This window comes from Clostridium algoriphilum, from assembly GCF_020443705.1.
GTDB lineage: Bacteria > Bacillota > Clostridia > Clostridiales > Clostridiaceae > Clostridium_AD > Clostridium_AD algoriphilum.
Map to the genome: position 1 here is coordinate 57,822 of NZ_JAIZZK010000001.1, position 22,169 is coordinate 79,990.

The window sequence follows — 22,169 nt, forward strand, 5'->3', positions numbered from 1 at the left end:
AAAAATGAAATTTAGAAAAAATATGCTTCTTGAGGTATCACCCCAAAGAATTGAAGGTATAGAATTCTCTAAGCAAACAATGTTAAGCAAAACCATAAATTTCCTTCAAAAAAATAAATATTACAAAGATATTTTGGATATAAAAGATTTTAAATTAGATATAAAAAATAAAAACTTATATATTCTTGTAGAAGGTGAAACAGTATATATTAAAATGGTAACATTGCCATTAGTTAAAAAATATCAAATTAATGATATCATTAAAAATGAATTAAGATATTATTACAAAGATATAGATCACATGGCATTTACCTATAAGTTAATAAAAGAGGATAAAATTAATATGGAGTTATTAGTTTTTTGCCTAAAGGGAAATAACTTAGATATTTTAGAAAATAGCATTGAAAATAACATTAATTTAAGAAAAATAAATCTAATTCAGTTTTGTTTTAAGGAGTATTGTTCTACTAAAATCAATGTAAAAAGCTATATATTAGTATTTTATTATAATAGTAATTTGTATTTTTTAATATGCAACAACAATGAAATTGTAGCTAATAATATTGTGAACATTGAGGAATTACATCAATTTGAATTCTCATACCTAATGAATAATTTTCTAGAACAGTATAATGATTATGTGAAATTGAGCGAAAAAATATATTATGTAAACATTAATGCACTAAATATTGATGAATTAGAGTATGTATCATTACCTCATCAAATATTAGATGAGGTAAGTCGGAAAGAATTGCTAAAATATATAATAATAAAAGGGTAGGGGATATGATGAAAAAAGCATTCATTCCTAATTGGTATATAGATAAAAAAAATCAACTAAGATATAAAAAATTTAAGATATGTATTGTAATAATGCTTATAGTAAATATTTTGTTGATGAGTTTTATATTAAATACATCCAATAAAGTAAAAAATATTGAAAGCGATATTGCACTTCAAAAAAAGAAGATTAATGTTGTAGAAGGTATTAAAAAAAGTAACATTGTTAAACAAGATGTTGTTATTATTGAAAGATATAATGAGCTCAGCAATTTTATGAAGCAAAACAATATAAATTACAATAATATTATTATAACAAAGACTGATTTAGAAATGGATATTGAAGCTAAAAATTATGAAGAATATATTACTGCAATAGGATGCATAGAAAATAACTATTCAATAAAAATACTAACTCCAAATAATAAAAATAAAGGTAACTTTAACTTTAAAGTTACAATAGGTGTATAAGAATGATTAAAAACAAAAATATTGTTTGGATATTAAGTATACTTATTATGTTTATTGCCATTTTATCAGTTAAACTTGTTTTTGTTAATAATAAGTTTATTACTTATAAAAATCAAGTCGTAATCAATGGTAATAATGCAAATAGTGTTACAGCAAGTAAGAGTCATAAGGTAAGTAAAAGTTTTGCTAGTGTAGATAAATATGGATATAGCGATATTTTAAAATGCATAAGTAGAATTAAAGGTTTTGAAGTTAATTCAATTAATATGTTGGAGAATGAGAAATGTAATGTTGGGATCAATTATAATGGAGATATAAAATTATTGTATACTTCTTTATGTTCGTTAAGTGAAGAGAGTAATTTTATAAACATAGATAAAATTGGTATTAGTAAAGATAGCAAAATTACTAATATGAGTATCAACTTTAAAAAGAATAAGTGATTTATAAAGATGTCTGCCTTTTGATAAAAAGCTGGACATCTTATTATTAATTATCAAGAAGTATGTATTATTTTGAGTATATAGTTAATAAATATACAAAATTATAGAAAAAATATATAATATTATTTGCAAAAATCATTAAGTTTTGATAAAATAACATTGTTCCACTGTAATGTTTATATTTAGTGTGGTTATAAAATATTTTTATTGTAAGCGATTCATTTGAAAATTTTAATCATAAATGGGCCAAGTTTAAGAATTCTTGGTAAAAAATAAAATAATATTATGGGAAGTTTACATTAAAAGAAGTAAACAATAAATATTGATGTAATTTGAAGTGCATCTTTTAAATATTTATGCAATAGAACATTTATAAAGATCAGTGTTATTAAAAAGTTGCATGGTCGTAATTAACGGTTTAAGTTTTCATGAGTATATTATAGTTATGAATGCTATAAAGAGTGAAATATAGCTTTATAAGGTTATTGCTACGCGTATTTACAAATTAACTCTAAATATATAACTAGATATGTAGTATATGTTTAGAAATTGGTATTAATTTACCAAGTAAGGTTATAATATAAATGGGTTAATTGAATTATTAATGAATTTTGGAGGGATACAAAATGATATCAGCGGGAGACATAAGAAAAGGAACTACATTTGATGAAGGTGGACAAGTTTACACCGTAATAGATTTTTTGCACGTAAAACCTGGTAAGGGTGCTGCATTTGTTAGAACTAAATTAAGAAACGTTATAAACTCAGGGGTTACAGAAAAAACATTTAACCCAACTACAAAATTACAAGAGGCAGTTATAGAAAGAAAAGAAATGCAATATTTATATGCAGCTGACGGACTATACTACTTCATGGATCAAGAAACTTTTGAACAAATACCACTTAACTACGAAAAAGTTGAAGATGCAATAAAATACTTAAAAGAAAATATGTTTGCTATAATAAAATTTTATAAGGATGAGGCTTTCTCAGTAGAAGCTCCAAACTTTGTAGAATTACTTATAACTAGTACTGAACCAGGTGTTAGAGGTAATACATCTTCAAGTGTAACAAAACCTGCAACTGTAGAAACAGGAGCAATAATTCAGGTTCCAATGTTTGTTAATGAAGGCGAAACCATAAGAATAGACACTAGAAATGGTGACTACATGCTAAGAGTATAAATTTTACAATTAAGAAGAACCGATATGGTTCTTTTTTTTTGTTCTTTTTTTGAGAAAAATACATATATTATGGAAATGAATCTGATTTAAATTAATATAATTTCGATTATATGGAATATTTCATGAGGTTGTAAAATACAAATTATATATGGGAGTGTGAAAAAATGTTAGTTACAAAAGATTTATTTGAAATACTACCTAAGGTTATTAGAAATAAATTGGAGCAGGTTGATAATTTACAACAACTTGAAGAGATTAGGATAAAAGTAAACAAGCCTATGTTTATTCACATTGGAAGTAGGGAGGAAATCTGGGACTATATTGCTTCGCCAGAGGATATAAAATACATAATGCAGAGGATTAGCAATTACTCAATATATGCGTTTGAAGACGAGATTAGACAGGGGTATATAACTATAAAAGGTGGACACAGAGTTGGATTATGTGGAATTTGTGTTATTGAAAACAATAGCATAAAAACTATTAAAGATATTTCATCTATAAACATAAGGGCATGTAAAGAAATCATTGGTTGTGCTGATAAAGTAATGCCTTATATTACTAATAATAATTCAGTTTACAATACAATAATTATATCGCCTCCGAAATGTGGCAAAACTACTTTGCTTAGAGATATATCGAGGCAAATATCTCAGGGAAATAAAAACAAAAATTTCCATGGCAAGAATGTTTCTGTAATTGATGAGAGGTCCGAAATCGCTGGTTCTTTTAAAGGGATACCTCAAATGGACGTGGGCATTCGCACTGATGTATTAGATAATTGCCCTAAGAGCCAGGGGATTATGATGGCAATTAGAAGCATGTCGCCTGATGTGATAGTTTGTGATGAAATTGGTACTCAAAAGGATATGGAAAGTGTACTAATGGCATTAAATTCTGGAATTAGTTTAATTACAACTATTCATGGCTTTGGAATTGAAGACTTGTATAAAAGAAATGTTTTTAAAGAAATTGTAGATAATTTCGTATTTACGAGGGGAATAGTGCTTAGCAATAAAAAAGGAATTGGAACAATAGAGTGTATTTATGATTTTACTAAAGGCATAGATGTGTGGAGGTCATAATATGATTAAAATAATCGGATGTATTGTGATATTAGGTGCATCAACTATGGCTGGATTTATATATAGTGAAAGATTAAAGTATAGAGTTTTTCAACTTAATGAAATCCAACGAGCAATATATCAGCTTCAAAATGAAATAACTTATGTACATTCTCTTTTGCCAGATGCTTTTAAAAGTATAGCAGATAAAAGCAAAGAGCCTATAAATGAACTTTTTGCCAAAACTAGTGAATTATTATCTGACAATGAATACGAAAATGTATATCAGGCTATGAATAGTGCAGTGGAGTTTGTAAAAAACAAATTATATTTAAACGCTGATGATATAAATGTTATTTTGGATTTATCTAAAACACTCGGAGAATCTGATATTCAAGGTCAAAATAGTATGTTTACACTTACCATAGCTAATTTAAAGAAGCAAATTAAAATATCAGAAGAATATATGATTAAAAACATAAAAATGTACAGATATTTAGGTTTTTCCTTTGGGGCAATGATTGTTATAGCATTAATTTAGGGGAGGTTTTCAAGTGTTAGATGTTAGTTTGCTATTTAAAATAGGGGCAACAGGTATTTTAATTATTATTATTGATAAAGTTTTAAAAAGTGGTGGCAAAGATGATATAGCTGTGGTTGCAAATTTAGCAGGAGTAATACTACTTCTTATGATGGTTATAAATTTAGTAAACAAGCTGTTTACTTCTGTGAAAACACTTTTTCAGTTTTAAGGCGAGTAAGATAACGATCCAAGAAGTGTTATCTTACTTTTAAAGATAATCACAGATGCAATCGAGGAGGAAATTATGGAAATAATTAAAATTGTTGCATTTGCTTTCATAGCATTATTTATTGTACTTATATTTAAAGGTAAAAGAGATGATCTAGCTATTCAAGTTAGTATTGTAGCAGGAATATTAATCTTTTTATTTATGGTAAACAAACTTACATTAATAATGAGCTTTTTACAGACACTAGCGAATAAAGCCAACATTGATGTTATATATTTAAACACAGTCTTTAAGATACTTGGCATTGCATATTTAGCTTCCTTTTGCAGTGAGATATGTAGGGATGCTGGCGAGAATAGTATTGCGGCTAAAGTTGAATTCTCTGGAAAAATATTAATACTAGCTTTAGCGATACCTATCTTAATGGCAGTTATGCAATCTATTTTAAAGATAATGTAGATGGTTAATATGAAAAAATATTACAAATCTAAATGTGAGGTATAATATGAAAAAAATAGGACTGATTTTAATATTTTTAATATGTTTAATATGTGTTCCTATGAGTGTACAAGCTACAGAAACAGGGAAAATAGGAGAAAAGCAGCAACAGGAAATAAGCAATTTATATGACTACATATCAAACGTGAAAACAAAGTATGAAATATTTAACGATATGGAACCAAAAACTTTTGTAGAACAATTTATAAAAACTGGACAAGGTGGGTTTAGTTTTAAGAATATCTCAAGTTATATTATCAAATACACATTTAAAGAAGTCATTGCATCTATGGAATTAATTGGAAGTCTCATGATTGTTGCTATTATCTGTGCACTGCTTAATAATCTTCAGAGTGCTTTTAGTAAAGAGAACTTGTCGAATATTGCTTATTTCGCATGTTATGGTGTGATGATTGTGATGATAACTAAAAGCTTTTATATAGTAGTAGAGCTTGCTAAAAATACTATTGTTAATATGTCTGATTTTATGGTAGCACTTATACCAGTACTCATGATGCTCCTAGCGAGTGTAGGAGGGTTTGCAGAAGCAACTTTACTGGACCCTGTAATAATGGGTTTTGCCACAGTAAGTTCCAAATTGTATGTAGATATTATTATACCTATAATATTTATGAGTTTCGTACTACAATTTGTTTCAAATATATCTAGTGATTATAAAATAAAAAATTTAACAAAGCTTTTAAAACAAGCTGCCCTTTGGATCCAGGGGATAGTTATGACGGTGTTTATTGCTGTAATTACATTAAGAAGCATAGCAGCAAAAACCCTAGATCAAGTTACTATAAAAACAGCAAAATTTGCAGTAGATACATTTGTTCCTGTAGTTGGAAAATGTTTATCTGATGCTATTTCAACTGTCGCGGGATACTCACTTCTTCTAAAAAATGCAATAAGTGGACTTGGGTTAATTATTCTTATAGTAATAGTATTACTTCCGATTATAAAACTGCTAATTATGGCTTTTTTATATAAAGCTACAGCTGCACTAATTGAACCGATAAGTGATAGCCGTACAGTAGATTGTATAAACTCAGTAGGAGATTCTATTTTACTTTTAATGTCATGTGTAATATCAGTAAGCGTAATGTTTTTTATAATGGTTGCAATAGTAGCCTCAACTGGAAAAGGAATAATATCAGGCTAGGAACTTAAAATGTTATTCACACTTAGCTTTAAAGCACTCGATTAATCATAAAGGAGGTGGTGATAATTTGATAGAACTATTGAAAGTATGGGTAACAAACATTACCATTGCTATATTTTTTATTACTGCAGTGGAGATGATTTTACCTGATAATAGTATTAAAAAATATGCAAAATTTGTGCTAGGATTAATGTTAATTGTGGTCATCATAAACCCTATAATGAAAATCTTTGATAAGAATTTTAATTTAAACACTTATTCAAGTAAAGCAACAAGCTACATGGAAGGAAGTAATTCTAAAGCAAATATTAAAGAGTATAAAAATATTAATATACAAAATACAACACAAAATTTTAAAAAGAATTTAGAGGCTCAGTGCATTACAAACTTAGAAGATGTATACCCAGATAATAAGTATAATGCCGAAATAAAAATTGTTTATGATAGTAAAAAGGGAGTATTTAATATTAATACTGTTGATATTGGAGTAGTGGACAAAGGGGTTAAAAGCATAAAAAATATAGATATTAATACATCAAGTGTAAGTACATCTAATAAGGAAATTTTACGCGATGAACAAGGAAACAAAATAAAGAATCTTTTAAGTACCAAATTAAAAATATCTAATGATGCGATTACTGTTTATAAATTATATTCATAAAACTTATGATTTATAGTTAGTATAAAAAATAAGAAAAGAGGGGGATTTTTATGAACAGTGATAATTTGCTCAGTAAACTTACTGAGTATATTAAGATAAAATTAAATGGTGGTAAGGAAAAGAATAAAACCGACAAAAGCAAAAAATCTGATAAGATACTAGGAAACTTGGTTTTAATGATATTGGTGGCAGTTGTGATAGTTTTAGCAAGTAGTTTCTTTAAAACACCCAAGGCAACGCCAACTGTCGCAACTGATACACAAAAGGCTACAGTCGCTACGAAAAGTACATCAACACAGACAAGTGATTATGAAACGGAGTTAGAAAACAACCTCAAAACAACACTAGAAGGAATAGACGGAGTTGGAAAGGTACAACTTATGATCTATTTTGCCAGTGGAGAAGAAAGTGTTCCTGCAGTAAATGTAAATGATTCTAAAAGTGTTACAGTAGAAAATGATACCACAGGAGGAAAAAGAAACATCTCACAAGATAATAACGGAAGTACCGTTGTTATGACGAATAATGGAACACAGAATGAACCATTAATTGTAAAAAAATACAAGCCTACTATTACTGGTGTATGTGTTGTTGCGCAGGGATCAGGTGAAAAAATTACTGAACTAAGGATTAGACAGGCAGTAATTGACTTATTTAATTTGTCTGAAGATAAAGTAAATGTATATCCTATGAATAAGTAGCATATAATTTCTGAGAAAGGTAGATGGGGGGAAATATTATGAATAAAAAACAGTCTGGTATAATTGTTACGTTGGTAGTACTTATTGTGTTTGCGGGGTATCTTGCAACAAAGGTGAATGGGCCATTGTATGTTAATGATGGTGACTTTAGTAGTGAGAAGAGTGCAATATCTTTAAAGGAAACCAAAACTGCTTCAACTGCTTCAACTTATTTTGTAGAAGCTAAATTATCAAGGGATCAAGAAAGTCAAAGAACTCTTCAAACAATTAAAACTTTAATTGACGATACGAACACTCCAAAAGCACAAAAAGCAACTGCTGCTACTCAATACTTAAACATATCAATGGCCTCACAAAATGAAACAGACATTGAACTTGCATTAAAAGCGCTAGGGTATAATGAAGCAATGTGCAGTATAGTAAATGACAAGGTACAAATATTAGTTAAATCTGATAAAAAACAACTTACAGAAGAACAGCTTCGGAGCATTAACGATGTTGTAATGAGCAAAACAAAATTAGAAAAAATTGAAGTTAAGATAAAAGAATAATATTTGTAAATAAAATATTTATCTGCTATACTAGATTTAGCATTGTCATGTTTTACCTAAGTTAAATAAGGGGGTACTAATATGGAAGATAAAATTTTAAACGAAACAGAAATCGGTGTTGTTAAGATATCTGAGGATGTGGTTAGTGTTATAGCGGGACTCGCTGTTGCTGAAATACAAGGAATCGTTGGAATGAGCGCTAGTCTAGTTGGTGGAATAACTCAAATATTAAGTGGAAAGAAGAATTTATCTAAAGGCGTTAAAGTCAATGTAGGAGAAAATAGTGCAATAATTGACTTACACGTTGTAGTTGAATATGGTGTTCAGATCCCAGAAGTAACAGAAAAGGCACAAATAAATGTAAAAAGATCTGTAGAGCTAATGACAGGCCTTACAGTATCAGCAGTAAATGTATATGTACAAAATGTTGTATTACCTAAAACAGAAAAGCTAGAGGAAATAGAAGCATAACAATAAACACCCTCTGTAATAGAGGGTGTTTATTGTTATGCTTGTTATTCTTATTTAAAATGTATGGATTATGATATGAAAATTAGGAGGATTACTAATGAATAGAAGAAAGTCAAGAGAAACAGCAATGAAATTACTTTTTGAAATGTCAATAAATAAAGAAAATTATGAGGATATAATTGAGAATTTTAAAGAGAACACAGATGTTGAGTTAAAAGATATTGATATGTCATATATTACTAAAGTGTTAGCAGGAGTTCATGATAATGGTAAGGAAATTGATAATAATATTGAAAAGCACTTAATTAAGTGGAAATTAGCTAGATTATCAAAAATGAATTTAGCTATCTTGAGAATATGTACATATGAAATATTGTTTGAGGAAGAAATACCAGGTAAAGTTTCTGTAAATGAGGGAATAGAACTTGCTAAGAAATATGGAGAAGATAGTTCACCGGCATTCATAAATGGTATTTTAGCGAAGATGATTTAAAAGTAATAGCTTAAGCAAATAACAATAAAATAACTAGTCAGTATGCTAGTCATTTTGCGTCATACTTCGTATAATGGAGACTCTTTAGTATAAACTATTAGGGAAACCTGACCCTTAGTCTGACGCAAGATGAAATAGCATCTTTGACTAGTTATTTTAGTTAAATTAAAGAGTGATTTTAGAAACACGTTAGTATATTATAATTGGTTAAAAGGAGAGATTAATTTGGGCATTAAAGTTAATGGTAAGGTAATAGTTGAAACATATAGAAATGAAATTAAATCATTTATAAAAGATGGGGTTAGTAAGGGACTTAGAGTGCCATCAATTAAAACTATATTAGTTGGTGAGGATGGTGGATCTTTGTCATATGTGAAAAGTCAAAACAACCTATGCAATAAACTAGGCATTTCTTATACTTGTATTCATTTGGATAAACATGCTAATCAAAAGGATATTGTAGATATAATAGAAAAATTTAATGAAGATGATAGTGTAGATGGGATAATTCTTCAATTACCACTTCCTAAAAACCTTGATGAAAAAGAAATTACTTCTAAAATTGCATATAATAAGGATATTGATGGATTAACTGATGTAAATTTGGGTAGATTTTATAAGGGAGAGAAAAGTTTTATTCCCTGCACTGCTTTAGGAGTCATTGAAATGATTAAAAATACTGGATGCGTAATTAAAGGTAAACACGCTGTTGTTATTGGTAGAAGCAATATTGTAGGAAAACCATCAGCGCAATTGCTGCTTAATGAGGATGCAACAGTTACTATATGTCACTCTAAAACTCTTAATTTAAAGGAAATTTGTAAAACAGCAGATATATTAGTTGCAGCAATAGGCAAACCAGGTTTTGTTAAGAGTGACTTTATTAAAGAGGGAGCAGTTGTTATAGATGTTGGGACTACAATGATTAATGATAAGGTTACTGGGGATGTATGTTTTGATGAGGTTATTGAGCATGCAAGTTATGTCACCCCAGTTCCAGGAGGAACGGGACTCATGACTACGACAATGTTAATTAAGAATGCTTGCTCCGCTTGGAGAGATAATGTTTATTAAAATACTTACAGTAACTGCTCTTAATGGGTACATAAAAAAAGTAATAGATAGTGACTTCATATTAAACAATGCTAACGTTAAAGGTGAATTATCTAATGTGAAATTACATTCTAGTGGACACATATACTTTTCATTAAAAGATGCTTTTGGAAAAATAAATTGCATAATGTTTAAATCACAAGCTCAAAAACTTACAATTACACCTAGAGATGGAATGAATGTTATCATTCGAGGAAAGGTTTCTGTTTATGAAAAGGGAGGAGCATATCAAATTTATTGTAACTCCATGGAGACGGATGGGGAAGGCCAATTATACTTAGCTTTTCAAAAATTGAAAGAGAAATTAGAAAAGGAAGGGCTATTTGATGGAGCTCATAAGAAGGAAATACCATTATTTCCAAAGAGAATAGGAATAATAACATCACAAACAGGGGCTGCAGTAAAAGATATTATCAATGTGGCTACAAGGCGCAATGCAAATGTCAACATGCTGATATACCCAGCACTTGTTCAAGGGATAAATGCTAGCGACGACGTTGCAAAAGGCATAAAATATTTTAATACATCAAAAAATGTAGATTTAATTATTATTGCAAGAGGTGGAGGCTCAATAGAAGAATTATGGGCATTCAATGAAGAAAGCTTAGCAAATGTAATATATTCTTCTAATATACCTATCATTACCGGAATCGGTCATGAAACAGATTTTACTATAGCAGATTTTGTAAGTGATCATAGAGCACCAACTCCTTCAGCTGCAGCAGAAATTGCTGTTAGAAATTTAAAGGACTTAAATAATGAAATAAGGTCGTTTAGAGAATTACTTTTAAGATCCATAAAATTTAAGGTAACTAAAGAATATAATAAAATTGAGTTACTAAATAAAACTCTTAAAATAAATAACCCTTTAAACTATGTAGTTAATCAATATACTTACATAGATAATTTGAAAGAAAACCTAAATTATAAATTTAATGCAATGATTTTACTTGAAAAGCAAAAATTATCAAAATTAAATGCTCTAATGCATGCACATAACCCTTTAAATGTATTAAATAAGGGGTACGCAGTATTGCAAAACAATGAAAATGAGGTTATTAGTGAAATAGAAACTTTAAAAAATATAAAAGAGATAAAAATCACATTAAAAGATGGTTGCGTGGGATTTAAATTGAGTGATTTGGAGGAATTTTAATGGCAAAGAAAAAAGAAACTTATGAAAACATGATGGTAAGGCTTGAAGAAATTGTAAACCTTATGGATGGAAATGAAGTTACACTAGAACAAACTATGATTAATTACGAAGAGGGTATAAAAATTTGTAATAGTTTATATAAAATTCTAAATGTTGCAGAAGGTAAAATAAAAATATTAACAGATGAAGGCGAAAAAGATTTCATGGCACTGACAGATGATGTTAAAAGTTAGTTAATATTATAGTGAAAAGAAGGGGTAAAGTGGATATAAAATTACTTAAAGAATCAGTAGAACAATGGATTATTAATTACTTTGATAATAAGTCAGAAATCAATAATAGAAATTTTGAAGCAATGATTTACAGTATAAATGTAGGAGGAAAAAGAGTTAGACCTATTTTAATGCTTCTTACATATGCTATGTACATGGAAGATTACAATGAGATAATGCCGTTTGCAGCAGCACTTGAAATGATTCATACGTATTCACTTATTCATGATGATCTGCCTTGCATGGACAATGATGATCTGCGACGTGGAAAACCTACAAATCACAAAATATACGGCGAGGCAATTGCAGTCCTTGCAGGAGATGGATTGTTAAATGAAGCAATGATAATAATGCTAAATCAATGTTCAGATGGGAACTTAAACAAAATCAAGGCAAGTGCTCTCATAGCCGAAGCTTCTGGAGCAGAGGGGATGATAGCAGGTCAAATTTGTGACATTTTAAGCGAAGGCATCATAATATCTGAGGAAGAACTTCTATATATGCATAGAAATAAAACAGGACAACTAATTAAATCGGCAATAGTATGTGGTGCTATACTAGGAAATGCCAATAATGATGATTTAGAAAAATTAAAACAGTATGGTGACAAATTAGGGTTAGCTTTTCAAATAAAGGATGATATATTAGATGTAGTTGGTGACGTTTCTGTTTTAGGTAAAAATGTGAAAAGTGACGAATGTAATAATAAAACAACTTTTATAACTATGTACGGGCTTGAAAAGTGCAAAAAAAAATGTAATGAATTAACGCAGGAGTGTTCCAATATATTAAATGAATTAAACTTAAATACAAAATACCTAGAAGAAATAACAGAATTTTTATTGAAAAGGGAATATTGAAAATAAGCTAGTATTATACAAGTTATATGTTGCCTCTAAAGTGCCATTAACTTGTTTCCGTAACAAAAATAGCTTTTGAATTAAATATTATTATATGATATAATATCCCCATAAATGTGGGTAAAAATAATATATTTAATAAAAGAGGATAGATATATATGAGTAAAATTATAGATGATTTCAATGATATAAATAAAGTGAAAAAAATGACGATAGAGGAATTGTATGAATTTTCAAAAGAAATTAGAGAGTTTCTAATTGACAAGGTGTCTAAAACTGGAGGTCACTTAGCTTCTAATTTAGGTGTAGTAGAATTAACATTAAGTTTATACAATGTGTTTAATTTAGATAAAGATAAAATAATTTGGGATGTAGGACATCAATCTTATGTACATAAAATTCTTACAGGTAGAAAAGATAAATTTGATTCGCTAAGAAGTTACGGTGGGTTAAGTGGTTTTCCTAAAAGAGAAGAAAGTAAATATGATATTTTTGAAGCAGGACATAGTAGCACTTCAATTTCAGCTGGACTCGGCATTGCTAGAGCCCGCGATTTACAAAAGGAAGATTATAATGTAATTTCAGTAATAGGTGATGGTGCACTTACAGGTGGCATGTCATTTGAAGCCTTAAATGATGTAGGATTTAGAAAAACAAAAATGATTATTGTTCTTAATGATAATCAAATGTCTATCTCTAAAAATGTTGGAGGTATATCTAAATATTTAAGCCAGTTTAGAATTGATCCAACTTATAATAGAATTAAAAAAGAAATAAATTCTACACTTAGAAAAATACCTAGTGTAGGTGGCGGAATGGTTACTTCAATTCAGAAACTCAAAAACGGAATTAAGCAGGTTGTTGTTCCAGGGATGTTGTTTGAGCATATGGGTATAAAATACTTAGGTCCTATAGATGGACATGATATTAAAGAAGTAAGCAAGGTTTTAAAACTAGCTAAACAAATAGATGGACCAGTAATTATTCATGTTATAACTAAAAAGGGAAAAGGATATAAATTTGCTGAAAAAGAACCTAATAAATTTCATGGGCCAGGACCATTTAATCCTTTAACTGGAGAGTTACGTGGTGCTCATAAAGCAAGTTACTCTGAAGCATTTGGGCAACAAATTATGAAACTTGCAAAGGAAAACAAGAATATAGTAGCAATTACAGCGGCTATGCCTCAAGGTACTGGGCTAGAAACGTTTTCGAAAGAGTTTCGTAATAGATTTTTTGATGTAGGAATTGCAGAGCAACATGCAGTTACTATGGCTGCAGGAATGGCATCGCAAGGATTGAAACCTATTTTTGCGGTTTACTCTACTTTTCTTCAACGAGCATATGATCAAATTTTACATGATGTTTGTCTACAAAAATTACCTGTTGTTTTTGCCATAGATAGGGCTGGCATAGTTGGTCAGGATGGGGAAACTCATCAAGGAGTATTTGACTTATCGTATTTGTCACATATACCTAATATGACGATTATGGCTCCAAAATGTATAAATGAACTTAAGACTATGCTAACTTTCGCAGTGGATCAAGATTACCCTATTGCTATTAGATACCCTAGGGGTGGGGATAATCCTAACGTTAAAATGACCCCAATTGAAAACTTTAAAAGAGGTAAATGGGAAACTCTATATAGTGGTGGTAAAATAGCATTTATAGCTACAGGTAAAATGGTTCAAAATGCTATTTTAGTTAGAGAAAGATTAAACAATATGGGAGTAGAAGCTACTGTAATTAATGCGTGTTTTATTAAACCAATTGATACATCACTAATTTCAGAGCTAGTTCATAAAAAGTATTCATTAGTAACCATAGAAGATAATCTTGTGCATGGAGGATTAGGTTCTTTAGTACTCGAATATGTAAATACACTCGAGGAAAGCTCAAAGGTTATTAACTTAGGATATAAAGATGAATTTATTCCAAACGGATCGGTTGACATATTATATAGATTACATAAGTTGGATGTAGATGGTATTTTTGAAAGTATTCTTAAATTAGTTTAGATAGTACATTGTAATGAATGTTGAGGAGTTTTTATATTGGAAAATAAAGAAAGATTAGATGTTATTGTAGTTAAAAAAGGAATAATATTTTCTAGAGAAAGAGCAAAAGAAAATATTATTTCTGGAAATATATTGGTTGATGGTATTGTGACTACTAAGTGTGGAAAAAAAGTAGACTCATTGTCTAAGATCGAATTTATTGGAGAAGATATCCCTTATGTAAGTAGGGGTGGTTTAAAGCTTGATAAAGCTATTAATCTATTTGGTATTGATCTTAAAGCAAAAACATGTATAGATATAGGAGCATCTACAGGTGGATTTACAGATTGCATGCTTCAACATGGAGCGTGTAGGGTATACTCTATAGATGTTGGAAAGAATCAATTAGATGCTAAGCTGAGAGGCGACCCACGGGTAGTGTCAATGGAAAAGACAAACATAAGGTATTTATGTGTAGATAGTATAGGAGAACTTGCCGACTTTGCTAGTATAGATGTATCATTTATATCACTTGAAAAAGTTATTCCAAATTTGCTTAACCTATTAAAAAATGAAGGTAGCGCCGTTGCTTTATTAAAGCCACAATTTGAAGTAGGCAAAGGTAAAGTGAATAAACAAGGTGTGGTTAAAAAACCTAGTGAACATGTTGAGGTAATAAATAAGGTCTTAAGCCTTCTAAAATGTCTTAATGTAAAGGTTGTTAATGTGAATTACTCATCACTAAAAGGACCTAATGGTAACATTGAATATTTGATTTATTTTACAAAATCTAAAGAGCAACATAAAGATTATAATGATGATATAAAAGAATTAGTTAGTGAAGCCCATTATAATTTAAATTAGGATTAGGGGGATATAACAATTAATAGTTGATATATGCTTTAGAAAGCGGCAAGGAGGAAATATGAAAAAGATTGGCATTAACATAAATACCACTAAAGATAAAGATGGAAAAACAATTAAGTATATAAAGAATATTGTTAATAAATATATTGATAATAATAATATATTCGTATTTAAAGATGCATTTGGCCTAGAAAATATTAAGTATAATGATTTAGATATTATTATTGCTTTAGGTGGAGATGGAACTATTTTAAGAACATCAAGAAATTTAAATAACTCCAATATACCAATTTTAGGAGTAAATATAGGTAATTTAGGTTTTCTTTCTAGTATTGAGCTATTAGAATTTGAAAACTCTATGAAAAGATTCATTGAAGATGATTATTATGTAGAAGATAGAATGATGATCAAATGTACTTTACCATGTCGAGGTGAAACTGAAGAATATACAGCTTTAAATGATATAGTTGTATCAAAAGGGACCCTTGCAAGAGTAGTTAAATATGAACTACACATAGATAATAAGTTTTACATCGATTTTACTGGTGATGGACTTATAATAGCTACGCCGACAGGTTCTACTGCATATTCATTATCAGCAGGTGGACCCATAATTTACCCTAATTTGGATGTTATAGCTTTAACACCTATATGTCCATTATCTTTATCTATGAGAACTATAGTTTTGGACGGTAAAAGTGATATATCTGTAAGTATAAAATGTGAACATGAGAGCATATTTTTGACGTTAGATGGTCAACGAGCAATAAAGCTAAATAGTTATGAAAAAATATTAGTAAGTGTCTCAAATAAAAAATGTAGATTGGTTAAATTCAATGATTATAATTATTTTGGCATTTTAAGACGAAAAATAATTTCTAGAACAACAGATTGTGAGGGAGAAAAAGATGAAAATTGCACGTCATGCAAAAATAATTGAGATTATTCAATCTAAGGAGGTTGAAACTCAAGAACAGTTAGCAGATGAACTAAAAAATAAGGGATTTCATATTACTCAAGCAACTGTGTCTAGAGACATAAAAGAACTAAAGTTAATTAAGGTTATGAATGCATACGGGACTCACAAGTATGCTACTAGTTCTCCAGGGGATACTTTCTTATCAAACAAATTAGTTAATATATTTTCTCAAACAGTTCTTTATGTTGACCATGTAGATAATTTTATAGTTTTAAAAACTATATCTGGAGCTGGAGCGGCAGCGGCAGAGGCTTTAGATTCCTTAAAATTCAATGGAATTGTAGGAACAATAGCTGGGGATAATACTGTTTTTATTTTAGTTAGAAAAGAAGAAGATACAAAGGAAATAATACAAAAAATAAAAAAAATGATTAATGAATAGGAGGAATAAGTATGCTCCTACAGTTAAATATTATGAATTTTGCCTTAATTGAAAAATTAAATATTAATTTCGAGCAGGGATTTAATGTACTTTCTGGTGAAACTGGAGCAGGAAAGTCAATTCTAATTGATGCGATAAATTATGTATTAGGAGGGAAATTCAATAAGAACTTAATTAGAACAGGGGAAGATAAAACTTATGTTGAGGCCATATTTACCATTGATACTACAAAAAATAAAAGTGTTTTAGATGAAATGGATATTGACTATGAAGATACGGTGATTATAAGTCGAGAAACATTTCAATCCGGTAAAAGCATTGCTAAAGTTAATGGTAAATCATTGCTTTTATCAAAAGTTAAACATATTAGTAAAAATTTATTAGATATTCATGGTCAACATGATAATCATAATTTATTAGATAAAGTTAATCATATATTTTATGTTGATTCATTTGGTACAAATAGGATACAAAAGGTTCTTGTGGGATATAATAAAAAATACACAAAGATGCTTATTATTAAAAATAGGATTATTAAATTAGAAGGCAATGAAGGTGAGAGAGAAAAAAGAATTGATTTTTTAAATTACCAGTTAGAAGAAATTAAAACTGTTAATCTTAAAATCGGTGAAGATGAAGAACTTTTGGAAAAATATGCGATAGTTAGTAATGCAGAAAATTTAGAAAAGCATTTATCAAAAAGTTATCAATTATTATATACTAGTGACGAAGAAAATACTTCAGTTTTTTATAATTTAGCTATGGCAATAAAAGAACTCAGAGGTATAGAAAAGCATATGGAAAAAATAAAGATAATTACAGATTCACTAGAAGAAAGTTATTTTAATATTGAGGAAAACATAGCAGATCTAAGAGATTTAAAAGAAACAATATATTATGATGAAAAAGAACTTGAACATATGAATAGTAGAATAAGTCTAATTAATAGTTGTAAAAAAAAATATGCTCCAACTATTGAAGAAATATATGAATATAAAGACAAAATTCAAATTGAATATGAAGAGTTAACTAATAGCACTGAAATAATTACCCGTTTAAAAAAAGAAAAGATAGAACTTGAGCTTGAGATGAAAATTATAGGAGATGAAATACACGAAATTAGATGCCTCACAGCAAAAAAGTTACAAGCTAAAATAAAAGAGGAACTAAATTACATCGGACTTGAAAAAAGTAAATTTTACATAGAAGTAAAACTTGAGGATCAATTTTACGAAAATGGTTGTGATAAAGTTCAATTTTGTATATCTACAAACCCAGGAGAACCGTTAAACCCATTAGAAGACATTGTGTCTGGAGGTGAGCTATCACGTATAATGCTTGCGCTTAAGACCGTATTTGTTGATAAGGATGAAATACCTACTGTTATATTTGATGAGATAGACACGGGTATTAGCGGTAGAATCGCTCAATGCGTTGCAGAGAAAATGTATTCGATATCGTTAAACCATCAAATTTTTTGTGTAACTCATTTACCTCAAATAGCTAGCATGGCGGATACAAATTATTTGATATCTAAGAATGTATTAAATGATAAGACATTTACAAACATTATAAAAATGAATGAAGAGGAAAAACAACATGAAATAGCAAGAATGATAGGTGGGGCACAAGTTACTAAATTAACCTTGGAAAATTCTAAAGAGATGATAAATATGGCAAAGAAACAGAAGAAAAGTTAATTTTTGTTTTTAGTATATTATAGTAATAAAAATATGTTTCATAGGGGAAAGTAAAGTCATCAATAAATTATTGATGGCTTTATTCTTTTGCCTTTTAAAAAAAAGAATTTGTGATAATTAAATATTTCTATAATTTATTAGTACATTACAGAAACAATTAAACAAAGTAAACTAAAAATAATTTTCTGAAATCAATTGTACATAACTTCAAGTTTGTAAAATCTATTATATATAATTTTAGAGTTTAAATTTATAAAAAAGTGAAAAATAATTGAGATATAGAAGAATTTTTTTAATTTATCATAATTTAGTTTTACATCTATATCTTTTACTTTTTTTGAATTATTGTTATAGCATAGTATGAGGAATTACGGGGTAAATTAAGGTCGTAACTATAAGAGAAAAGGAGGTAAAGCTTATGAAGAAGAAATTAAATATAATCTGTTGGATTACGACACCTCTGGTAATAATTGCTTTAAGTGCCTATTTTAAGGTAGAAAATAAATTCATCGGAATATTTGATAGAACAACGAAAAGTATATATTCTAGCAATTTTACAAAGGTAAAAGATGATAAAGTTAATATTCCCAACAAATCATATTTAATTAAAGAGAATAAAAGTGTAAAAGTTAATTTAAAAGGATTATTAGCAGTTCAATCAATACCACTTGCGAAAAATGATACAAAAATAATGGTTTATCCAGGAGGGCAACCGGTTGGCGTTAAACTTAATACTAAGGGTGTTTTAGTAGTAGCTTTATCTGATATTGAAGGTCTTAATGGTAAAACACCGAGTCCTGCTGCAAGTGGAGGAGTACAAATAGGGGATAGTATATTAAAAATTAATGATGTAGAAATAAATCATGCAGAGGATGTAACGAGGTCTATAAGTAAAAAGAAAAATTCAGAATTAATCCTGAAAGTTCAACGTAAAAATAATCCTAATTTTATAGATATAAAGGTTAAACCAACGATTGATTCTTCTGATGGAAAACCAAAAATCGGACTATGGGTACGTGATTCAACTGCGGGTGTTGGCACATTAACTTTATATGATGATAAAACTAAAAAATTTGCAGCTCTTGGGCATCCTATTACAGATGCAGATACTGGAACAACTCTTAATGTTAATAATGGAGTAATTATATCTTCTAATATTGTATCCATAAAAAAGGGAACAAGAGGATGTCCAGGAGAGTTAAGAGGTCTTTTTATAGATGAAAATAAAATAAAAGGACAGATAATTAAAAATACGGAATGTGGTATATTTGGAGATGGAACAAAGAGTCTAATTAATACTAGATTTAATAAGCCAATAGAAATAGGTCTACGAAATGAAATTAAAGAGGGGAAAGCGCAAATTTTAACTACAGTGAATGGTAGTGAACCAGAGTTATTTCAGATAGAAATACAAAAATTATTACCTCAAACCTCTTCTGGGTCAAAAAGTATGGTAATTAAAATTACAGATCCTAGGCTTTTAAAAATTACTGGAGGTATAGTTCAAGGGATGAGTGGTAGTCCGATAATTCAAAATAATAAAATTATTGGGGCAGTTACTCATGTTTTAATCAACAAACCAGATGTAGGATATGGAATATATATAGAATGGATGTTAAAAGATGCAGGTATTTTATCAAAATAACTAGTATTATTTAAAAAAAAGAGTTAAAATAGATATTAAGAGATAAGGATAGCATAAGCTATCCTTTATTTTATAAAAAATGATAAAAAATGATAAATAAATATTTATTTGTAATTTTTTTTTATATAAGAAGGAATTATTATTCTTTTGTCGAATTAATATATGTTAAGATATGGGAATTTATTTATAAAGGGGAGTTAATATATGGAAGAAGCTAGAATTAGTGTGCTCATTGCAGATGATAATAAAGAATTTTGCAATATATTGAATGATTATTTGTTAAGTCAAAGGGATATTATGGTTACAGGCATTGCAAAAGATGGAATAGAGGCTCTTAAGTTAATAAAAGAGAGAAAACCTGATTTAGTAGTATTAGATATAATAATGCCACATTTAGATGGCCTTGGAGTATTAGAAAGATTGGGAAGTATGGACCTTGATCCAATACCTAAAATTATAGTATTATCTGCAGTAGGGCAAGATAAAATAACTCAAAGGGCTATTGCTTTGGGAGCAGATTATTACGTAGTAAAACCCTTCGATATGGAGGTTTTTACAAAAAGAATAAGACAAATGTTTAACAATACAATTTCTAGTGATAGTAGTAAAAAATCAATTTCTTTTATTGATACAACTGAACCTAGAAAAAGTAATCGTAATGAACCAATGGACCTAGAAGCTGAAATTACAAACATAATTCATGAAATTGGAGTTCCAGCTCATATAAAGGGTTATATGTATCTTAGAGAGGCAATTACTATGGTAGTAAATGATATTGAACTTTTATCTGCAGTAACAAAAGAATTATATCCATCAATTGCTAAAAAATTCAATACTACTGCTAGTAGAGTTGAAAGAGCAATTAGGCATGCTATTGAAGTAGCATGGGGACGTGGCCAAGTTGAAACTATAAATAAAATTTTTGGTTATACTGTACATAATGCTAAAGGTAAACCAACTAATAGTGAATTTATAGCAATGGTTGCTGATAAGTTAAGATTACAAAATAGAGGGGCTTGTTAGCACTATCAATGGGTTGACGTGTATATACATCATACCATAAAACCAATAAATATCTTTTCAAATCAATAAACATATTATTTGTAATGCTACTAATCCTCCTTATTTGTTGAGTAAACATTTAAGGAGGATTTTTAATTATGTTTGAAATTGATTATCAAATTAGTGACTTCATGTCAAACTGTCAAATGAAAAATTTAACACAAAAGACTATGGCAACATATGAGGCGACTTTAAAACTTTTTGCAAGATACTTACAAGATAATTATATAATAACTGATGGTAAACTAGTTAAAGATGAAATGGTTAAGAAATACGTTTTATTTATTCTAGAGAGAGGAAAATATACTGTTTGTGCTAATGATAGCACTAAGGATAAAAGTAGACCATACAACAGAACGGATTACAAAAATAAAGTTTCAGCATCTACAATAAATAATTATTTAAGAAACCTAAAAGTGTTTTTCGATTACCTTAAGGAAGAAAAGGTAATCAAGAAAAGTCCAATGAATAATGTTAAATATTTAAAGAATGGGAGGAAACCTGTAGGGTTCATAACTGATGATGAATTTATTAGATTGCTCTTACTAATGGACACGTCCAAGTATCACGAATATAGAGATTATATTGTAATACAAATTTTATTTGATACTGGAATGAGAATAGGAGAGTGTCTGATGATTGACGTTTGTGATGTAGATGTTATAAAAAGGTCAATACTTTTACAGGAAGATAATACAAAAGGAAGAAAGAGTAGATATGTTTTCTTTTCTCCGAAAATGCAACAGGACATTAAGGCTTGGATAAAATATAAGGATAGATATGTAGAAAGCGACTTTTTGTTTCCAACCCATAGGGGAAGTGGCCTTCGTGGGTAAGGTATCTTCTTAAAATAGTGGTAATAGCACCATGGTTTGCGAATATTTATTTCAGTTTACAGA

The 22,169-nt window shown here is 29.0% G+C and carries 26 protein-coding genes; all 26 read left to right on the forward strand.

What is annotated here, in order from left to right; translation table 11 throughout:
• Positions 1–4: 4 nt before the first annotated feature.
• The 26 genes from LGK95_RS00300 to LGK95_RS00425 all read left to right on the forward strand — a co-directional run bounded on the left by LGK95_RS00300 (position 5) and on the right by LGK95_RS00425 (position 22,106).
• Positions 5–781 (forward strand): type IV pilus biogenesis protein PilM, encoded by a 777-nt coding sequence (locus LGK95_RS00300; protein ID WP_226120992.1) that lies wholly within the window; start codon positions 5–7, stop codon positions 779–781.
• A gap of 8 nt (positions 782–789) precedes the next feature.
• Entirely contained in the window at positions 790–1,251 is a 462-nt protein-coding gene (locus LGK95_RS00305; RefSeq protein WP_226120994.1) for a hypothetical protein, read from the forward strand.
• A 2-nt stretch (positions 1,252–1,253) separates the two neighbouring features.
• Positions 1,254–1,694: a hypothetical protein gene (locus LGK95_RS00310; protein ID WP_226120996.1), complete on the forward strand. Its 441-nt coding sequence runs from the start codon at positions 1,254–1,256 to the stop codon at positions 1,692–1,694.
• Between the two features lie 626 nt (positions 1,695–2,320).
• Positions 2,321–2,878, forward strand: coding sequence for an elongation factor P (gene efp / locus LGK95_RS00315; RefSeq protein WP_226120998.1), 558 nt, complete (start codon positions 2,321–2,323; stop codon positions 2,876–2,878).
• 164 nt (positions 2,879–3,042) lie between these two features.
• Positions 3,043–3,963, forward strand: a complete 921-nt coding sequence (spoIIIAA, locus tag LGK95_RS00320; protein ID WP_226121000.1) for a stage III sporulation protein AA — start codon at positions 3,043–3,045, stop codon at positions 3,961–3,963.
• 1 nt (position 3,964) lies between these two features.
• Positions 3,965–4,483, forward strand: a complete 519-nt coding sequence (gene spoIIIAB, locus LGK95_RS00325; protein WP_226121002.1) for a stage III sporulation protein SpoIIIAB — start codon at positions 3,965–3,967, stop codon at positions 4,481–4,483.
• Between the two features lie 13 nt (positions 4,484–4,496).
• Positions 4,497–4,694, forward strand: coding sequence for a stage III sporulation protein AC (gene spoIIIAC / locus LGK95_RS00330; RefSeq protein ID WP_226121004.1), 198 nt, complete (start codon positions 4,497–4,499; stop codon positions 4,692–4,694).
• Between the two features lie 75 nt (positions 4,695–4,769).
• Positions 4,770–5,153, forward strand: a complete 384-nt coding sequence (gene spoIIIAD / locus LGK95_RS00335; protein WP_226121006.1) for a stage III sporulation protein AD — start codon at positions 4,770–4,772, stop codon at positions 5,151–5,153.
• Positions 5,154–5,199: 46 nt separating this feature from the next.
• Complete coding sequence (gene spoIIIAE, locus LGK95_RS00340) at positions 5,200–6,357, forward strand: stage III sporulation protein AE (RefSeq protein WP_226121008.1); 1,158 nt, start codon at positions 5,200–5,202, stop codon at positions 6,355–6,357.
• A gap of 67 nt (positions 6,358–6,424) precedes the next feature.
• Positions 6,425–7,018 (forward strand): stage III sporulation protein AF, encoded by a 594-nt coding sequence (spoIIIAF, locus tag LGK95_RS00345; protein WP_226121010.1) that lies wholly within the window; start codon positions 6,425–6,427, stop codon positions 7,016–7,018.
• Between the two features lie 50 nt (positions 7,019–7,068).
• Positions 7,069–7,719 (forward strand): stage III sporulation protein AG, encoded by a 651-nt coding sequence (gene spoIIIAG, locus LGK95_RS00350; RefSeq protein ID WP_226121012.1) that lies wholly within the window; start codon positions 7,069–7,071, stop codon positions 7,717–7,719.
• 38 nt (positions 7,720–7,757) lie between these two features.
• Positions 7,758–8,270, forward strand: coding sequence for a SpoIIIAH-like family protein (locus LGK95_RS00355; protein ID WP_226121014.1), 513 nt, complete (start codon positions 7,758–7,760; stop codon positions 8,268–8,270).
• Positions 8,271–8,351: 81 nt separating this feature from the next.
• Positions 8,352–8,741: an Asp23/Gls24 family envelope stress response protein gene (locus LGK95_RS00360; RefSeq protein ID WP_226121016.1), complete on the forward strand. Its 390-nt coding sequence runs from the start codon at positions 8,352–8,354 to the stop codon at positions 8,739–8,741.
• A 97-nt stretch (positions 8,742–8,838) separates the two neighbouring features.
• Entirely contained in the window at positions 8,839–9,234 is a 396-nt protein-coding gene (nusB, locus tag LGK95_RS00365) for a transcription antitermination factor NusB (protein WP_226121018.1), read from the forward strand.
• 225 nt (positions 9,235–9,459) lie between these two features.
• Positions 9,460–10,308 carry a bifunctional 5,10-methylenetetrahydrofolate dehydrogenase/5,10-methenyltetrahydrofolate cyclohydrolase gene (locus LGK95_RS00370; protein ID WP_226121020.1) on the forward strand — a complete coding sequence of 283 codons (849 nt, stop codon included), beginning with the start codon at positions 9,460–9,462 and terminating at the stop codon, positions 10,306–10,308.
• The gene (gene xseA, locus LGK95_RS00375) at positions 10,298–11,503 is read left to right on the forward strand and encodes an exodeoxyribonuclease VII large subunit (RefSeq protein WP_226121022.1); all 1,206 of its coding nucleotides are present in this window, start codon (positions 10,298–10,300) and stop codon (positions 11,501–11,503) included. The genes LGK95_RS00370 and xseA overlap by 11 nt, the downstream gene beginning before the upstream one ends.
• Positions 11,503–11,736 carry an exodeoxyribonuclease VII small subunit gene (locus LGK95_RS00380; RefSeq protein ID WP_226121024.1) on the forward strand — a complete coding sequence of 78 codons (234 nt, stop codon included), beginning with the start codon at positions 11,503–11,505 and terminating at the stop codon, positions 11,734–11,736. Before xseA ends, LGK95_RS00380 begins: the two co-directional genes overlap by 1 nt.
• A gap of 29 nt (positions 11,737–11,765) precedes the next feature.
• Positions 11,766–12,635 (forward strand): polyprenyl synthetase family protein, encoded by an 870-nt coding sequence (locus LGK95_RS00385; RefSeq protein ID WP_226121026.1) that lies wholly within the window; start codon positions 11,766–11,768, stop codon positions 12,633–12,635.
• A 158-nt stretch (positions 12,636–12,793) separates the two neighbouring features.
• The gene (gene dxs / locus LGK95_RS00390) at positions 12,794–14,656 is read left to right on the forward strand and encodes a 1-deoxy-D-xylulose-5-phosphate synthase (RefSeq protein ID WP_226121028.1); all 1,863 of its coding nucleotides are present in this window, start codon (positions 12,794–12,796) and stop codon (positions 14,654–14,656) included.
• A 33-nt stretch (positions 14,657–14,689) separates the two neighbouring features.
• Positions 14,690–15,499 (forward strand): TlyA family RNA methyltransferase, encoded by an 810-nt coding sequence (locus LGK95_RS00395; protein ID WP_226121733.1) that lies wholly within the window; start codon positions 14,690–14,692, stop codon positions 15,497–15,499.
• A gap of 61 nt (positions 15,500–15,560) precedes the next feature.
• A complete protein-coding gene (locus LGK95_RS00400; RefSeq protein ID WP_226121030.1) occupies positions 15,561–16,442 on the forward strand; it encodes an NAD(+)/NADH kinase in 882 nt (293 codons plus the stop codon).
• Positions 16,411–16,863: an arginine repressor gene (locus LGK95_RS00405; protein ID WP_226121032.1), complete on the forward strand. Its 453-nt coding sequence runs from the start codon at positions 16,411–16,413 to the stop codon at positions 16,861–16,863. The genes LGK95_RS00400 and LGK95_RS00405 overlap by 32 nt, the downstream gene beginning before the upstream one ends.
• Positions 16,864–16,874: 11 nt before the next feature.
• On the forward strand, positions 16,875–18,563 hold the full coding sequence (gene recN / locus LGK95_RS00410; protein WP_226121034.1) for a DNA repair protein RecN: 1,689 nt from the start codon (positions 16,875–16,877) through the stop codon (positions 18,561–18,563).
• 418 nt (positions 18,564–18,981) lie between these two features.
• Positions 18,982–20,208 carry a SpoIVB peptidase gene (gene spoIVB, locus LGK95_RS00415; RefSeq protein WP_226121036.1) on the forward strand — a complete coding sequence of 409 codons (1,227 nt, stop codon included), beginning with the start codon at positions 18,982–18,984 and terminating at the stop codon, positions 20,206–20,208.
• Between the two features lie 204 nt (positions 20,209–20,412).
• On the forward strand, positions 20,413–21,231 hold the full coding sequence (gene spo0A / locus LGK95_RS00420) for a sporulation transcription factor Spo0A (protein ID WP_226121038.1): 819 nt from the start codon (positions 20,413–20,415) through the stop codon (positions 21,229–21,231).
• A 137-nt stretch (positions 21,232–21,368) separates the two neighbouring features.
• Complete coding sequence (locus tag LGK95_RS00425; protein WP_226121040.1) at positions 21,369–22,106, forward strand: tyrosine-type recombinase/integrase; 738 nt, start codon at positions 21,369–21,371, stop codon at positions 22,104–22,106.
• Positions 22,107–22,169: the final 63 nt, after the last annotated feature.

Coding starts and splice junctions, on each gene's coding strand:
- xseA (WP_226121022.1), top strand. CDS start 10,298: ATGTTTATTAAAATACTTACAGTAACTGCTCTTAATGGGTACATAAAA.
- LGK95_RS00425 (WP_226121040.1), top strand. CDS start 21,369: ATGTTTGAAATTGATTATCAAATTAGTGACTTCATGTCAAACTGTCAA.
- LGK95_RS00400 (WP_226121030.1), top strand. CDS start 15,561: ATGAAAAAGATTGGCATTAACATAAATACCACTAAAGATAAAGATGGA.
- LGK95_RS00405 (WP_226121032.1), top strand. CDS start 16,411: ATGAAAATTGCACGTCATGCAAAAATAATTGAGATTATTCAATCTAAG.
- LGK95_RS00305 (WP_226120994.1), top strand. CDS start 790: ATGAAAAAAGCATTCATTCCTAATTGGTATATAGATAAAAAAAATCAA.
- spoIIIAE (WP_226121008.1), top strand. CDS start 5,200: ATGAAAAAAATAGGACTGATTTTAATATTTTTAATATGTTTAATATGT.
- LGK95_RS00360 (WP_226121016.1), top strand. CDS start 8,352: ATGGAAGATAAAATTTTAAACGAAACAGAAATCGGTGTTGTTAAGATA.
- LGK95_RS00310 (WP_226120996.1), top strand. CDS start 1,254: ATGATTAAAAACAAAAATATTGTTTGGATATTAAGTATACTTATTATG.
- LGK95_RS00355 (WP_226121014.1), top strand. CDS start 7,758: ATGAATAAAAAACAGTCTGGTATAATTGTTACGTTGGTAGTACTTATT.
- spoIIIAB (WP_226121002.1), top strand. CDS start 3,965: ATGATTAAAATAATCGGATGTATTGTGATATTAGGTGCATCAACTATG.
- dxs (WP_226121028.1), top strand. CDS start 12,794: ATGAGTAAAATTATAGATGATTTCAATGATATAAATAAAGTGAAAAAA.
- LGK95_RS00300 (WP_226120992.1), top strand. CDS start 5: ATGAAATTTAGAAAAAATATGCTTCTTGAGGTATCACCCCAAAGAATT.
- spoIIIAD (WP_226121006.1), top strand. CDS start 4,770: ATGGAAATAATTAAAATTGTTGCATTTGCTTTCATAGCATTATTTATT.
- spoIVB (WP_226121036.1), top strand. CDS start 18,982: ATGAAGAAGAAATTAAATATAATCTGTTGGATTACGACACCTCTGGTA.
- spoIIIAA (WP_226121000.1), top strand. CDS start 3,043: ATGTTAGTTACAAAAGATTTATTTGAAATACTACCTAAGGTTATTAGA.
- LGK95_RS00380 (WP_226121024.1), top strand. CDS start 11,503: ATGGCAAAGAAAAAAGAAACTTATGAAAACATGATGGTAAGGCTTGAA.
- efp (WP_226120998.1), top strand. CDS start 2,321: ATGATATCAGCGGGAGACATAAGAAAAGGAACTACATTTGATGAAGGT.
- nusB (WP_226121018.1), top strand. CDS start 8,839: ATGAATAGAAGAAAGTCAAGAGAAACAGCAATGAAATTACTTTTTGAA.
- spo0A (WP_226121038.1), top strand. CDS start 20,413: ATGGAAGAAGCTAGAATTAGTGTGCTCATTGCAGATGATAATAAAGAA.
- recN (WP_226121034.1), top strand. CDS start 16,875: ATGCTCCTACAGTTAAATATTATGAATTTTGCCTTAATTGAAAAATTA.
- spoIIIAG (WP_226121012.1), top strand. CDS start 7,069: ATGAACAGTGATAATTTGCTCAGTAAACTTACTGAGTATATTAAGATA.